The sequence below is a fragment of the Pedobacter sp. UYP30 genome (assembly GCF_040547165.1).
Lineage (GTDB): Bacteria > Bacteroidota > Bacteroidia > Sphingobacteriales > Sphingobacteriaceae > Pedobacter.
Map to the genome: position 1 here is coordinate 101,259 of NZ_JBEPPD010000005.1, position 13,381 is coordinate 114,639.

Annotated in this window: 12 protein-coding genes; 10 read left to right on the forward strand and 2 right to left on the reverse strand. The window is 37.3% G+C overall.

Going from position 1 to position 13,381, the window contains the following annotated elements:
* The first annotated feature begins 73 nt into the window (after positions 1 to 73).
* Positions 74 to 2,488: an AsmA family protein gene (locus ABIB40_RS07790; RefSeq protein ID WP_354357708.1), complete on the forward strand. Its 2,415-nt coding sequence runs from the start codon at positions 74 to 76 to the stop codon at positions 2,486 to 2,488.
* Positions 2,489 to 2,609: 121 nt separating this feature from the next.
* Here the strand turns inward: ABIB40_RS07790 and mtgA are convergent, their stop codons facing one another.
* Positions 2,610 to 3,329: a monofunctional biosynthetic peptidoglycan transglycosylase gene (gene mtgA, locus ABIB40_RS07795; RefSeq protein WP_354357710.1), complete on the reverse strand. Its 720-nt coding sequence runs from the start codon at positions 3,327 to 3,329 to the stop codon at positions 2,610 to 2,612.
* 169 nt (positions 3,330 to 3,498) lie between these two features.
* Between mtgA and ABIB40_RS07800 the strand changes: the two genes are divergently transcribed.
* The 6 genes from ABIB40_RS07800 to ABIB40_RS07825 all read left to right on the forward strand — a co-directional run bounded on the left by ABIB40_RS07800 (position 3,499) and on the right by ABIB40_RS07825 (position 9,877).
* The gene (locus ABIB40_RS07800) at positions 3,499 to 4,200 is read left to right on the forward strand and encodes an SDR family oxidoreductase (protein WP_354357712.1); all 702 of its coding nucleotides are present in this window, start codon (positions 3,499 to 3,501) and stop codon (positions 4,198 to 4,200) included.
* 397 nt (positions 4,201 to 4,597) lie between these two features.
* Positions 4,598 to 6,634 carry a M13 family metallopeptidase gene (locus ABIB40_RS07805; RefSeq protein WP_354357714.1) on the forward strand — a complete coding sequence of 679 codons (2,037 nt, stop codon included), beginning with the start codon at positions 4,598 to 4,600 and terminating at the stop codon, positions 6,632 to 6,634.
* A gap of 139 nt (positions 6,635 to 6,773) precedes the next feature.
* Positions 6,774 to 7,529: a DUF2625 domain-containing protein gene (locus ABIB40_RS07810; protein ID WP_354357716.1), complete on the forward strand. Its 756-nt coding sequence runs from the start codon at positions 6,774 to 6,776 to the stop codon at positions 7,527 to 7,529.
* On the forward strand, positions 7,519 to 7,767 hold the full coding sequence (locus ABIB40_RS07815; RefSeq protein WP_354357718.1) for a redox-active disulfide protein 2: 249 nt from the start codon (positions 7,519 to 7,521) through the stop codon (positions 7,765 to 7,767). The genes ABIB40_RS07810 and ABIB40_RS07815 overlap by 11 nt, the downstream gene beginning before the upstream one ends.
* Positions 7,768 to 7,854: 87 nt before the next feature.
* Positions 7,855 to 8,886 (forward strand): DNA cytosine methyltransferase, encoded by a 1,032-nt coding sequence (locus tag ABIB40_RS07820; RefSeq protein WP_354357720.1) that lies wholly within the window; start codon positions 7,855 to 7,857, stop codon positions 8,884 to 8,886.
* The gene (locus ABIB40_RS07825; RefSeq protein WP_354357722.1) at positions 8,861 to 9,877 is read left to right on the forward strand and encodes a BsuBI/PstI family type II restriction endonuclease; all 1,017 of its coding nucleotides are present in this window, start codon (positions 8,861 to 8,863) and stop codon (positions 9,875 to 9,877) included. The genes ABIB40_RS07820 and ABIB40_RS07825 overlap by 26 nt, the downstream gene beginning before the upstream one ends.
* 51 nt (positions 9,878 to 9,928) lie before the next feature.
* On the opposite strand, the gene ABIB40_RS07830 is transcribed toward ABIB40_RS07825, so the two are convergent.
* Positions 9,929 to 10,273: an MmcQ/YjbR family DNA-binding protein gene (locus ABIB40_RS07830; RefSeq protein WP_354357724.1), complete on the reverse strand. Its 345-nt coding sequence runs from the start codon at positions 10,271 to 10,273 to the stop codon at positions 9,929 to 9,931.
* A gap of 99 nt (positions 10,274 to 10,372) precedes the next feature.
* Between ABIB40_RS07830 and mnmC2 the strand changes: the two genes are divergently transcribed.
* The 3 genes from mnmC2 to ABIB40_RS07845 are packed head-to-tail and all read left to right on the forward strand — an operon-like array spanning position 10,373 to position 13,316.
* Positions 10,373 to 11,035, forward strand: a complete 663-nt coding sequence (gene mnmC2 / locus ABIB40_RS07835) for a tRNA (5-methylaminomethyl-2-thiouridine)(34)-methyltransferase MnmC2 (protein ID WP_354357726.1) — start codon at positions 10,373 to 10,375, stop codon at positions 11,033 to 11,035.
* 52 nt (positions 11,036 to 11,087) lie between these two features.
* Complete coding sequence (locus ABIB40_RS07840) at positions 11,088 to 11,984, forward strand: ABC transporter ATP-binding protein (RefSeq protein ID WP_354357728.1); 897 nt, start codon at positions 11,088 to 11,090, stop codon at positions 11,982 to 11,984.
* A gap of 3 nt (positions 11,985 to 11,987) precedes the next feature.
* Positions 11,988 to 13,316, forward strand: coding sequence for an ABC transporter permease (locus ABIB40_RS07845; RefSeq protein ID WP_354357730.1), 1,329 nt, complete (start codon positions 11,988 to 11,990; stop codon positions 13,314 to 13,316).
* Positions 13,317 to 13,381: the final 65 nt, after the last annotated feature.

The window sequence follows — 13,381 nt, forward strand, 5'->3', positions numbered from 1 at the left end:
TTAAAATTATTTTTTTTTATCAAAATAAAACTGCGAGAAAAGTATTATCTTGCTTCGTATAATTTGTTTAAAAATGGCGCGCTGGCTGAAGGTTTCTCTAGTTATTATTTCTGTTTTTGTTGGTTTAATTATTTTGATTTGGGTTGGCGGCGCATTTTATATTAGTGCCAATAAAGCGTCTATCCTAAAATCTGTAATTGCCAAAGCAAATCAATCTCTTAGCGGAAAAATTACCGTAGCAAGTATGACACCCACTTTGCTAGATGACTTTCCAAGCATCTCTCTTTCTCTTAAACAAGTGGTTTTGAGTGACAGTTTAATTGAGCAACACCACCATGACGTAATAAATGCAGGAGATATTGGCGTTTCATTAGGCCTCTTTTCTTTGATTAGAGGCAAAGTAACAATCAACAAAATTACCCTAAACAATGCTAAAATTTACCTTTACACCGATAGCAATGGCTACAGTAATACAAATGTTTTCAAAAAAAAACCAGTAAATGCCAGCACCTCAAACTCTAAATCGCCAGAAATAAAACATATAGATTTTAACAACGTAAACTTCGTCATAGAAAACCAGCAACACCATAAACTTTTTAATTTTGCCGTAAACAAGCTTCAGGGCAAATTAAACTATCCGGATACTGGCGTGAATGGTACTTTAAAAATTGATACAAAAATAAATTCTTTGGCTTTTAACACTAAAAAAGGCAGCTTTGTTCAAGGCAAGGATGTAAAAGGGAATATCGTTTTCAATTATAGTAAGGCAAAAGGATTATTAACTGTAGAGCCAAAAGTTTTAACAATTGGTGGTGATGATTTTAAAATTGGCGCAAAAATAAGTGTTGCTGAAAAAACTCCTTCCTTCGCAATTAATATTACCGCAGACCAAGTACTCTTTAAGCATCTAGCGAATTTACTTTCTCCAAACATTACTAAAAAACTTTTAAAATTTGATATAAAAAAACCGATTGCCGTGAAAGGTGATATAGTAGATGATGGATCTGGGAAATACAGAGACCCGCTTATAAAGGTTGCCATAACGGTTAGAAACAATATTTTAACTTTCCCGTCTGGTAAGGTAACTGATTGTAATTTTGATGGGTATTTCACCAATAAAGATACAACAGCTGGCATTATTGGCGATGAAAATTCGGTAATAAAATTATTGGCTTTCCGAGCGAATTATTTTAACGCACCTCTTAAAATTGATACTTTTTTGGTAACAAATTTAACTAAACCTATTGCAACCGGTTTGGTTACTTCTAAATTTCCATTAACAAATCTTAACAATTCTTTAGGAACAAACGATTTTGAATTTAAAAACGGCGATGCAGACCTTTTTTTATATTGCCGTGCAGACATAGATAGCTTGAAATTTACAAAGCCGGTAGTTTCTGGAAAAATTAATATCAGCAATGCCGATATCACTTACGTCCCAAGAAAATTACACCTCGTAAATAGTGCCCTCAACCTAAATTTCAATCAGAATAACTTAAGTATTACAAACGGTAGACTGCAACTTGGAAAGAGCGTGCTTAATTTAAATTGCACGATAGACAACTTCCTTAAATTGTACTATAATGACCCAGACAAGATATTGGTTAAGCTAAACATTAATAGTCCGCAGTTGTATTTGAATGAATTTTTACCGCTTTTAGGGCCAAGAACTGCCCGTAAGTCGGCTAGCAAGGGGAAATCGAAAAACTCCGTTTCTAAACAGTTAAGCAACGTATTGGAAGTGTCTCAAATGGATTTACACCTTAAAGTAGACAAAGCTATTTACCAGCACTTTGCAGCAACAAACCTAGATGCCGACATAGCACTGAGAGGTTTGGGCATCTATTTTAATAGAATTACCGTAAACCATGCGGGTGGAAAATTGGCCGTAAAAGGGAACTTGATTCAAAACTCGACGTATAATGATTTTAAGTTAAACTCTACCATTAGCCATGTAAATGTTAAAGATTTCTTTTATTCTTTTGATAATTTTGGGCAGAAGACAATTACCAATAAAAACCTGAAAGGATATCTTTCTGCATTGGCCAACATAACTGGCAAAATTTCGCACAGCGGAAAAATCTTGCCAAAATCTATTTATGGTAGTGTGGTATTCAACTTAACCAACGCAGCCTTGGTAGATTTTGCGCCCATTGCAGATGTAGCGCAGTTTGCTTTTCCCGGTCGAAATCTATCTAATATTGAGTTGAAGAATTTGGATGGAACATTTTTATTGAAAGGAAACACGGTAGAAATAAAGCCGATGCAAATAAACTCGAGTGTTCTCAACGTTAATCTGAAGGGCATTTATGGGTATACTTCTGGCACCAATATTCAGATGGATGTGCCACTTAGAAATCCAAAAAAAGACAAGGGTTTATCAAAAGGAGAAAAAAAAGAAAATAGGATGCGGGGAATTGTACTACACTTAAAAGCAATTGATGAAGATGGAAAAGTGAAGGTAAAATGGAACAAAGACCACGATTAGGCCGACGGGTTACGAGTTTCGGGTTACCTGGCAAAAGCATGATCTATCAATATTGCGCAAAAATGCTAGGTAGCAAAGGTAAGCCCCCTAACACTCAACCCGTAACTCGTAACACTTTCCCTTAAAAACCCAACGGCCCCAATCTCCTCATATTTCTCAATATTAAATATTGCCTGTGGCGGATATACGGTGTTGCATTGTTTGGCGACCACCGAATTGGATTTGGGAAACAGGCAGCAATCAAAGCCGCCTGATTCTTAGTTAAATCAGCACAACTTTTGTGATAATAGGCCTGCGAAGCAGCTTCTGCGCCATAAATGCCGTCGCCCATTTCTATCACATTTAAATAAACCTCCAAAATTCTTTCTTTGCTCCAAAAAAGCTCTATCAAAACCGTAAAATAAGCTTCGAAACCTTTTCTAATATACGATCTGCCGGGCCACAAGAAAACGTTTTTTGCAGTTTGTTGGGAAATGGTGCTCCCTCCTTTAATTTTCTTTCCCTTTGCATTATTTTCATAAGCTCTTTCCAGCGCCTTAACATCGAAACCATTGTGTTTTAAAAACAATTGGTCCTCCGCAGAAACTGCAGCGCGCTTCATGTTATCAGAAATATCGCCGACCTTTACCCAATGCTTTTCTAACTTAAAAGGTTTTCCTTGCGATTTTCTTTCAATATTTCGCAAAACCATCAATAACGTAATGGGAGGATTGATAAACATTAGTGCAAAAACCCAAATAACGGACACCAACAAAAAATAGACGAAAATCTTAGTAACAACACCTATTATTCTTTGCAACAGTGACTTTTTTTTGGTTCGATGTTTAGCAACTTTAGCCATGCGGCAAAGGTACGTAAAACGTGTGTTCGATTTAAAAATCAAAAAGCACAACCTGTCAATCAAGGCTGGTTTTAAATCATAACATTTAAAACCAGTTAAGTAATTAATTTTATAGAAGCATTTACAAAACACAAAAACGCGAATCAATTGTTATCCAAAAAAAAAGATTATGAACAATAAAGTTGCCCTCATTACCGGAGGAAGTAAAGGAATTGGTTTCGGCATTGCCGAAGCATTGTTAAAAGATGGATTTAAGGTTGCGATAACTAGTAGAAGCCAAGAAAGTGCAGACAGCGCGGCAAAAGAATTAAACGACGGCGAAAATGTGCTTGCCTTAGCGGCAGATGTGAAAGACTTTCAATCTCAAAAAGATGCCGTAGCCAAAGTGTTAAAAAAATGGGGACAAATAGACGTGCTAGTTGCAAATGCAGGTGTAGGTTATTTTTCCTCTATCTTAGATATGGATGTCGACATTTGGAAAGACACTATAGACACCAATTTAACTGGCGTATTTTACAGCGTAAAAGCTGCCGTAGAGGAAATAAAAAAATCAAAAGGCTATATTATTACCATTTCTAGTTTGGCTGGAACCAATTTCTTCGAGAAAGGATCTGCCTATAACGCTAGCAAATTTGGCCTTACTGGTTTTACACAATCCATTATGCTAGATTTAAGGAAATTTGGAGTTAAGGTAAGTACTATTATGCCGGGAAGCGTAGCAACGTACTTTAATGACCATGAGCCTAATGCAGCTAGCGATGCTTGGAAAATCCAGCCGGAGGATATTGGGCAAATGGTTTCAGATTTGCTAAAGATGAACCCACGTACACTACCAAGTAAAATTGAGGTTAGGCCAACCACTCCACAATAATAACGAACAAAAAAAGATAAAAAGCGATCAAATGTGTTAAAACAAATTTGATCGCTTTTTTATTGCATTTATCCACAAACTCGACAGAACATCTACCGAAGTTACCTATCAGTTAAGCCAAAAATATTTATCTTTTTTAAGTCAAAATCACCATATAAAATAGCAACCAAAAACTTATTAGCACAATAAAAAGTGTTAAAAAATGTTAATGTTACTAAAAGGTATAAAACAGATATGAAAACTATCAAATCTTTATTTTCCCCAGCAGAGATGCTAAGAAGGCTTGGCCTTTCTAAACTCTATTATTGGTTTAATAAGTAACATTTAAGATTGTATTGACTTATTAGTTCCGTTAAATTGTTAAATTTCGCTAGTAAAACTAACTTAAAATGCGAACATGATATTTAACAATTTAAAACGCTTCCTAGCAGTTGCAGGCATCATTTTTATTTGTGCGGCGGCAAGTGCGCAGATAAACAGAAAATTTATTGACAGAAACAACATGGACCTGAGCGTAAAGCCGGGCGATGATTTTTATGAATATGCCAGCGGTAATTGGATAAAAAACAATCCGGTACCGGCAAAAGAAACTAGATGGGGAAGCTTTAATGAGCTTAGAGATTTTAACATTAATGCAGTAAAAACACTACTAACTGAAGCAGCAGCAGAAAAAAATACACCAGCCGGATCTTTAAAGCGGAGGGTTGGCGATTTTTACAACGCGGGCATGGACAGTTTAACCATCGAGAAACTCGGGTACACACCCATCAAAGCCGATTTAGCAAAAATTAATCAAATAAAAAGTTTACAAGGAGTTCTAAATCAACTGGCGTATATGCGCACTGATGGAGTTGGTAGTGGTATTTTTAGCTTGAGTGTTGGCCAAGACCGAAAAAATGCAAACAAGAATATGGTAAATCTTGGACAAGGCGGCACCACTTTGCCCGATAGAGATTACTATTTGAAAGACGACGCACGCAGCAAAAAAATTAGAGAAGCGTACAACACTTATATGGTAACGCTGTTTAAACTTACTGGAAGTAACCAGAAAACTGCTGAGGAAAAAGCTGCAACTGTACTCAAAATCGAGACCGATTTTGCAGCTGCCCAGATGAGCCGCCTAGAAAGGCGCGACCCTTATAAAACCTACAATAAATATACTGTAGCAGACTTTGACAAAAGAACGCCAACCATTAAATGGGAAAGCTATCTGCATCAATTTAACATCAACGGGCAAGATACTGTATTGGTTTCTACGCCTAAATTTTTTTCGAGTATGGACAGCTTGTTAAATGTTGTGCCGGTTAAAGACTGGAAAATATACCTGAGTTGGAATGTGCTGAAAAATGCTGCCCCACTTTTAAGTTCCCCATTTGTTAACGCCAATTTCACTTTTACACAAGCGCAAACTGGCCAAAAAATAGAAACGCCGCGTTGGCAACGAATGTCTTCGCAAACTGACCGCACTATTGGCGAACTGCTTGGTCAACTTTATGTTGCCAAATACTTTAAGCCAGAAGCTAAAGAGCGGATGAACCAGATGATTGTAAACCTTAGAAAAGCATTTGCCATTAGAATTAAAGGTTTAGATTGGATGAGTGAAGAAACCAAGCAAAAAGCGCTAGCCAAACTGGATGCTTTTACGCCAAAAGTAGGCTATCCAAACAAATGGAAAGATTACAAAGGGTTAACCATCAATAAAAATACGTATTTCCAGAACATCAAAAATGCGAGTGTTTGGCAGTATAATGATATGGTAAGCAAACTGGGTAAACCTGTAGACCGCACACTTTTCGGCATGACGCCACCTACGGTTAATGCCTATTACAGTCCTACTCTAAATGAAATTGTTTTTCCAGCTGGCATTTTGCAATTCCCATTCTTTGATCCAAATGCCGATGATGCGGTAAACTATGGCGGTATTGGCGCTGTAATTGGTCATGAAATGAGTCATGGATTTGACGACACCGGAAGCCAATATGATGCAAAAGGCAACTTGAAAAACTGGTGGACTCCAGGAGACAGAAAAAAATTCGAAGAAAAAACTAAAGCAATAGGCGAGCAATTTGATGCCTATACCGTTTTAGATACCATCCATGTGCAGGGTAAATTAACCATGGGAGAAAACATAGGCGATTTAGGAGGGCTTAACGCAGCATATACTGCGTTTAAGCTAACCAAAGAAGGGCAAAGCACGACAAAAATTGATGGTTTTACACCAGACCAACGTTTCTTTTTGGCTTGGGCACAGGTTTGGCGCGGCAACATTTTACCAGAAATCGCAGCACAAATGATCAAAACCGATCCACATTCGCCAGGCCCTTATCGCACCATTGGTGCACCGGTAAACATGGATGCTTGGTATAAGGCTTTTGATGTAAAGCCCGGCGACAAGTTGTATAAAAAGCCAGAAGACCGCATAAGGATGTGGTAAAACTGAGCTGATTTTTTTTGAAATGCGGGTTTTTAGTTTTTATTTGTAGATTGTGTACTTAATTTTGTCTTTGTACAGGTTCATGAAAACTCTAAAAACCCGCTTCTCGATCGTCTCTTTTTTTAAAGTTCGATATTTGATGCCAAAACTTTTGTTTACACTTTGCTTAATAAGCTTGTCTACAGGTGCCTTTAGCCAGCATAAAATGCTCGGGCTAGATAGTTTGGTCGACACAAAGGATCCTGCATGGTCTATTGTACAGCGTTGGATTACTACTGCTAAAAACAAAGTTCAGGTTTTACCGGTAGATTCTTTAGAAGCAAAAGCAGCGCTCTACCAACTGCAAATAAGCACCTATTCTACCTTAGGCGGCGTAGTATTTAATACTGGCGGTATTTTAATAGACAGTGGCTGGGTACGCATTCTGGGTTCTGGAAATGAGCGGCTAACTCGTACCGTTCCTGGCTGGAATAAAGGTAAGACTTTAAAAACTTTTGGAGATGAGCCTGGGTTTCTACTTGTTGCAGACGATGCTGTTGGCGGCTTTTTTGCCATAAATTATGGCGCACTTGGCAAAGACCTAAAAAACCTCTATTACCTCGCTCCCAACAGTTTAAACTGGGAGCCACTTGGTACTGGTTATGGAGAATTCTTGCTGTTTTGCTTCAACTCAAACCTTTCAAAGTTCTACAAAGACCTTCGATGGGCGACTTGGAGCGAATTTATCTCTAAACTAGACGGAAACAAGGTTTACAGCTTTCGTCCATATCTTTGGGCTAAAGACAGAAAACCAATTGATGAATGCACAAGGAAATTGGTAGATGTAGAAGCGATGTACAAGTTTAATATTGCCAAACATGAAGAGCTTACAAAAAACAAAGAAAATGCCAACTGACAAACTTAGCCAAATGAGCCACGAAGAGTTGCTAAAATATCAGCAATCTATAAAATCTGTAACTTATATTTTTGCTGGTGTATTACTTCTTTTATTTTGCTTAAATACGTACAACACCATTAAGAAAGGCTTTACTGCGTTAAGCGTACTGCCAATTGCTTTGCTGCCCATTTTAATTATAAATTTCAGTACGTTAAGCAAGATAAAAAAAGAGCTGGCAAGTAGAGATGCGGAATGATGTTTCTAATTAAAAGCGCTCAGCCGATAGTTAAAAAACATAACTATCGAAACTTACAGCTAAAATAAAAGTTAGTAAATTTACCCTATGGAATATTGGAAAGAGATAAATAATAAACTTAAACCTTGGGTGGATACCGATTTAGATAAGACGGTGGTTGACCTTTTTGCTGGTTGCGGAGGTTTGTCTCTTGGTTTTGAAGCGAACGGATTCAAAACTATTGGCTATGAAATGAACGAAAATGCATCGAAAACTTATAACAAAAATCTTTTAGGTAAATGCGTAACAGGCAAACTAACACCTGAATCAAGCTATCCAAAAGCGGACATCGTTATTGGAGGACCGCCTTGTCAACCCTTCAGTGTAGGTGGAAAGCAACTTGGATTAGAAGATTCAAGAGATGGCTTCCCGATTTTTTTATCGGCAGTAAAACAACTCAACCCCGAAGTATTTCTATTTGAGAATGTTCGTGGTATGTTGTATAAAAATAAATGGTACTTGAGGGAAGTTATTGGAGAACTTGAAAGTTTAGATTACCATATTGACTATGGTTTATTGAATGCCGTAAATTATGAAGTTCCGCAAAATAGAGAACGTGTCATTGTGATTGGTTCAAAACAAAAAATAAAATTACCCAATCCAATTCGTAAAGTCGTTTCAGCAGGCGAAGCTTTAGGGGAATTTGCGTTTGAGTTTGATGAAAATTCAAAATTCTTCACAGAATCAATGGACAGGTATGTCGCGAACTACGAGAAGGCTTCAAAATGCGTTAATCCAAGAGATTTGTATTTAGACCGACCTGCAAGAACACTTACCTGTAGAAATTTAGCCGGAGCTACTGGAGATATGCACAGAGTAAGGCTTAATGATGGAAGGAGAAGGAGAATTACGGTTCGTGAAGCGGCACGACTACAGAGTTTTCCAGATTGGTATGAATTCCAAGGAACTGAAACACATCAATATACGCAAATTGGAAATGCAGTCGCACCGAATTTTGCTTTCCATTTAGCAAAAAACATAAAAAACCATATTATGGGAACAGCTGTCGAGAGCTATCCGATAGCTGAATTTGAACAACTTAGATTTTTCGAGAATGAAACAATATATCAACCCAGATAATTCAAAAACTTTTAGAGAAAAAACAAAAAAAGTTCAAGAGCTCATAAACACGGCCTTATATATTCTCGATAAATTCGGTATTCCTTTAGACAACACGGCTCGTAGATTAGAAAAAATGGCTATTTCTTTTTTGGCAAGTGGAGATATTAAAAATTTGAGGGACTTTGTTTCTGCAAAAGATTTAAATAGTGGGTATGCTCTAAAAACAAGAGAAATTATCAATTTCGTAAACAAATATTTTAGCGAAAATATTAGCCCTGGTTCTTATGATGACATTAGAAGAAAAGATTTGAAGCTATTAACTATTGCGGAGGTGGTTCTACAATCAAGTCCAAATTCGGCTACAAATGATTCAACTCGTGGTTACTCAATAAACCCAACCTACGCAGAATTGATAAGACAGTTTGGGGAAAAGAACTGGGAAAAATCCGTAGCTGACCGATTAAAAAATATTGAACCACTAAATGTAAAACTAAAAAGAGAACGACAAATTTCTAAAGTTAAAGTTACATTACCAGTTGGCGGTCAACTCACATTTTCGGCTGGAGAGCATAATGATTTACAAAAAGCCATTATTGAAGACTTCCTTCCCCGTTATGGATTTGGAGCAAATGTTTTGTATGTTGGCGACACTGCTGATAAATATTTGTATCTCGAAAAAGAAGAATTAGAAAAATTAAATTTCTTTGAAATTTCACACGAAGAATTACCAGACGTTATTGCATACTCAAAGAAAAAAAATTGGCTATACCTAATTGAAGCAGTTCATTCTTCCGGTCCTATAAATGAAATCCGACTGTTGCAACTTCAACAGCTTACTAAAAATTGTCTAGCTGACATTGTATATGTTACTGCATTTTTAAATCGTTCAAAATTTAGACAATTTATGACGGAAATAGCTTGGGAAACGGAAGTTTGGATAGCAGACAACCCTGATCACTTAGTACACTTTAACGGAGACAAATTTCTAGGCCCATACAGGAAAGACTAATTACTCCAAAATCAGTAATTTTATAAAACTATCGTTTAACAAAAACGCTTCTTATAAGCCCGCGTATTTCTCTTGCACTTTTTTCGAAAGTTTTGCCAGAACCAATTGCCTAGATTGCAAAATTAACTGTTTTATTCTTCTGTCATCAAACTCCTCAAAATGCTCTACCTGGACCCAGTGCCGTTTCGCGAGATGATAAGCCTGATTGATTGCAGGATGCTCCGTTAATCCGTCAAAATCTTCCACATCACATTTTATCGAAAACCGGCTTCCTTCCTCTAAGTTTATCATGATAAAAATCTTATCTTCTACCATAAAACATAAGTTGCCCCATTTTACATCTTCGGTTGTACCGGGCATGTTTAGACAAAACTCCCTTAGTGTTTCAATATTCATCGTATTTGTATTTTAAATCAAATATAAAAAATTAGCATGATTTGCTGAACAGCTAGCAGAGCAACACGTATCTTGTGAAAAAATTAAACAACAGATTAAATGAACACCATTATCCAAACGGCAGACGGATCAAACACCATCTTTAACGATTCTATTGGCGAAAACTACCACAGCAAACATGGTGCGCTGCAAGAAAGTAAACATGTTTTTATAGAAGCAGGTTTAGCATTGGCAATGAAAAAATTAGAAGATATTTCTATTTTGGAAGTAGGCTTTGGAACGGGCTTAAACTTTTTGTTGAGCATGGCCAGCGCTGAAGCAGCTGAAAAAAAACTAAATTTTACGAGTTTGGAGGCCTATCCCCTTCCCATAGAACTCATTAAAAAGACCGAATATGATCAGTATTTTTCTAACGAGATTTGGAACGCTTTCCTCAAAGCCTATCCTTTAGCATTAACTGATAAACAGCAACTCAGCCAAAACTGTAGCCTATCTATTTTTGCAGGCAAACTGCAAGATTATAATACCATAGATAAATATGACCTAATTTATTATGATGCCTTTTCGGTGCAGCACCAACCCGAAATGTGGACAGACGAATTGATTGACAAAGCCTGCAATTTTTTGAAACCAGGCGGTATTTTTGTAACTTATGCCATTACTGGCAATCTAAAAAGAGCGTTGAAACGGAATGGACTTACCATTGAAAAACTGGCGGGAGCGCCAGGAAAAAGAGAAATGTTAAGGGGAATAAAAGTTTAGGTTGATTTAAGTTTCGGCTTTATTAATATCAGCATTTAGCAGAGAAAAATTTATGTTAGAAGTAAACAACATTGTAAAAAAGTATGCCAATCACACCGCTTTAGACGATGTTAGTTTAAAGGTAGAAACGGGCAAAATTTTCGGCCTGCTCGGCCCCAATGGAGCAGGCAAAACTTCTCTTATTAGAGTAATTACACAAATCACTGCACCAGATAGCGGCACTGTTTTTTTTAACGGAGATCCCTTAACCTCAGCCCACATAAACAAAATTGGCTATCTGCCAGAAGAAAGAGGACTCTATAAAAAAATGGAAATTGGCGAACAAGCGCTTTATCTGGCCAAATTGAAAGGTCTTTCATCCGCGGAAGCGACAAAAAGGATTAAATATTGGTTTGGAAAACTTGATATGGGCAATTGGTGGCACAAAAAGGTGGAAGACCTGAGCAAGGGCATGCAACAAAAGGTGCAATTTGTGGCAACCGTAGTGCATAACCCCGAACTTATAATTTTAGATGAGCCTTTTTCTGGTTTCGACCCTGTAAATGCCGAGTTGATTAAGAACGAAATTCTAGAATTAAACAAACAAGGAACCACCTTTATTTTTTCTACCCATAGAATGGAAAGTGTAGAAGAACTTTGCGACAACATTGCATTGATCCATAACGCTAAAAAGATTTTAGATGGAAATGTGGATGAAATTAAGGCCACGTACCGCAACAATACTTATTTTGTAGAATATTCTGGAAGTTTCCATTTCGAGAACAACGCTGTTTTCGACGTATTGGAAGAGTTGCCATTGCCCGTTGGCACGAGAGTAAAACTACAACTGCACGAAAATTACACCGCAAATAACTTACTCGAGGTAATGATAGACAAGGTTAGCATAAACAGGTTACAAGAAATAGTGCCGAGTATGAATGATATTTTTATTGAACGTGTAAAAAACTAAGTCATGAGCAAAATTTCCCTCATTATACAAAGAGAATACCTGTCGAGAGTGAAGAAAAAATCCTTCATTATTATGACGTTTTTAACGCCCTTGATTTTTGCGTCCTTCTACGGAATGATTATCTATTTCTCTTACACAGGCATTAAAGATAAAACCGACAAAATTGGGGTAATAAACCAGAACAAAACACTGACAGAACATTTAACTTCGACCAACAACCTACAGTTTATCTATGTAGATGAGCCTTTTGAAACATTAAAAAAAAACATAAAGAAAAGTGGTTTTGATTATATTTTGTACCTGCCAAATTTCGATGTTAACAAACCAACAGGCATACAGCTTATTGGCATAAAACAAGGTGGACTTTCTTTAAATGGCAATGTAGAAGATGCCATTGCGGGCTTAATTAGAAACTACAAATTAAAACAATCGGGCATTTCTCAAAAAACCTTAGACAATCTAAAAAGCAACATCAGCATCGACACAAAGAAAATTGGCGAGGGCGGCAAAGAACAAAGCAGCAGCGCTGGCGCTAGTACCATTATTGCGTTTGTGGCAGGTGTGCTTATGTTTATGTTCATTACACTTTATGGCGTGCAGGTAATGAGGGGCATTATTGAAGAAAAAACCAGCAGAATTGTAGAGATTATCATTTCTTCCGTAAAACCTTTTCAACTAATGATGGGGAAAATAATAGGCATTGCCTTGGTTGGCTTGACCCAATTTCTGCTGTGGATTATATTAACCATTTCCATTTCTGCTTTAGCGGTAAGCGTTTTTGTAGATAAGAATGATGTTCAAAAAATTGCCACTTCTGCACAGGTAAGTAGCGTAAACCCGGCGGCACAAAATTTACAGGCAAGCGCTGGACCAATGGGCGATTTTAAAGCTGGCTTAGCTGGTCTGGATGTGGGAAAAATAACCGCCGTATTTATTTTTTATTTCCTTGCGGGATATTTGTTTTATAGCGCATTGTATGCCGCAATAGGATCTGCGGTAGATAGCGAAACAGAAACGCAGCAGTTTATGTTGCCAGTAATGATGCCGCTCTTGTTAGGCTACGCACTTTCTCTAAGTGTGGTAACCAACGATCCGTATGGAAACATTGCCTTTTGGCTTTCGATGATTCCTTTTACCTCTCCAATTGCCATGGTGGTACGCTTACCTTATGGGGTTCCGGGTTGGCAACTTGCCTTATCTATGGGCATTCTAATCCTCGGGTTTATATTTACTGTTTGGCTTGCTGCAAGAATTTATCGTGTGGGTATTTTGATGTATGGCAAAAAAGCAAGCTTTAAAGAAATGGCCAAATGGTTTTGGTTTAAGGGGTAAGGAAAACTAAAGCAGAAAGACCAAAGACTAAAGCTCCCGAAACCCATAATTGATAATTCATAACC

Excerpts from the sequence above, each read along its gene's own strand:
- ABIB40_RS07790 (WP_354357708.1), top strand. The coding sequence starts at position 74 with ATGGCGCGCTGGCTGAAGGTTTCTCTAGTTATTATTTCTGTTTTTGTT.
- mtgA (WP_354357710.1), bottom strand. The coding sequence starts at position 3,329 with ATGGCTAAAGTTGCTAAACATCGAACCAAAAAAAAGTCACTGTTGCAA.
- ABIB40_RS07800 (WP_354357712.1), top strand. The coding sequence starts at position 3,499 with ATGAACAATAAAGTTGCCCTCATTACCGGAGGAAGTAAAGGAATTGGT.
- ABIB40_RS07805 (WP_354357714.1), top strand. The coding sequence starts at position 4,598 with ATGATATTTAACAATTTAAAACGCTTCCTAGCAGTTGCAGGCATCATT.
- ABIB40_RS07810 (WP_354357716.1), top strand. The coding sequence starts at position 6,774 with ATGCCAAAACTTTTGTTTACACTTTGCTTAATAAGCTTGTCTACAGGT.
- ABIB40_RS07815 (WP_354357718.1), top strand. The coding sequence starts at position 7,519 with ATGCCAACTGACAAACTTAGCCAAATGAGCCACGAAGAGTTGCTAAAA.
- ABIB40_RS07820 (WP_354357720.1), top strand. The coding sequence starts at position 7,855 with ATGGAATATTGGAAAGAGATAAATAATAAACTTAAACCTTGGGTGGAT.
- ABIB40_RS07825 (WP_354357722.1), top strand. The coding sequence starts at position 8,861 with ATGAAACAATATATCAACCCAGATAATTCAAAAACTTTTAGAGAAAAA.
- ABIB40_RS07830 (WP_354357724.1), bottom strand. The coding sequence starts at position 10,273 with ATGAATATTGAAACACTAAGGGAGTTTTGTCTAAACATGCCCGGTACA.
- mnmC2 (WP_354357726.1), top strand. The coding sequence starts at position 10,373 with ATGAACACCATTATCCAAACGGCAGACGGATCAAACACCATCTTTAAC.
- ABIB40_RS07840 (WP_354357728.1), top strand. The coding sequence starts at position 11,088 with ATGTTAGAAGTAAACAACATTGTAAAAAAGTATGCCAATCACACCGCT.
- ABIB40_RS07845 (WP_354357730.1), top strand. The coding sequence starts at position 11,988 with ATGAGCAAAATTTCCCTCATTATACAAAGAGAATACCTGTCGAGAGTG.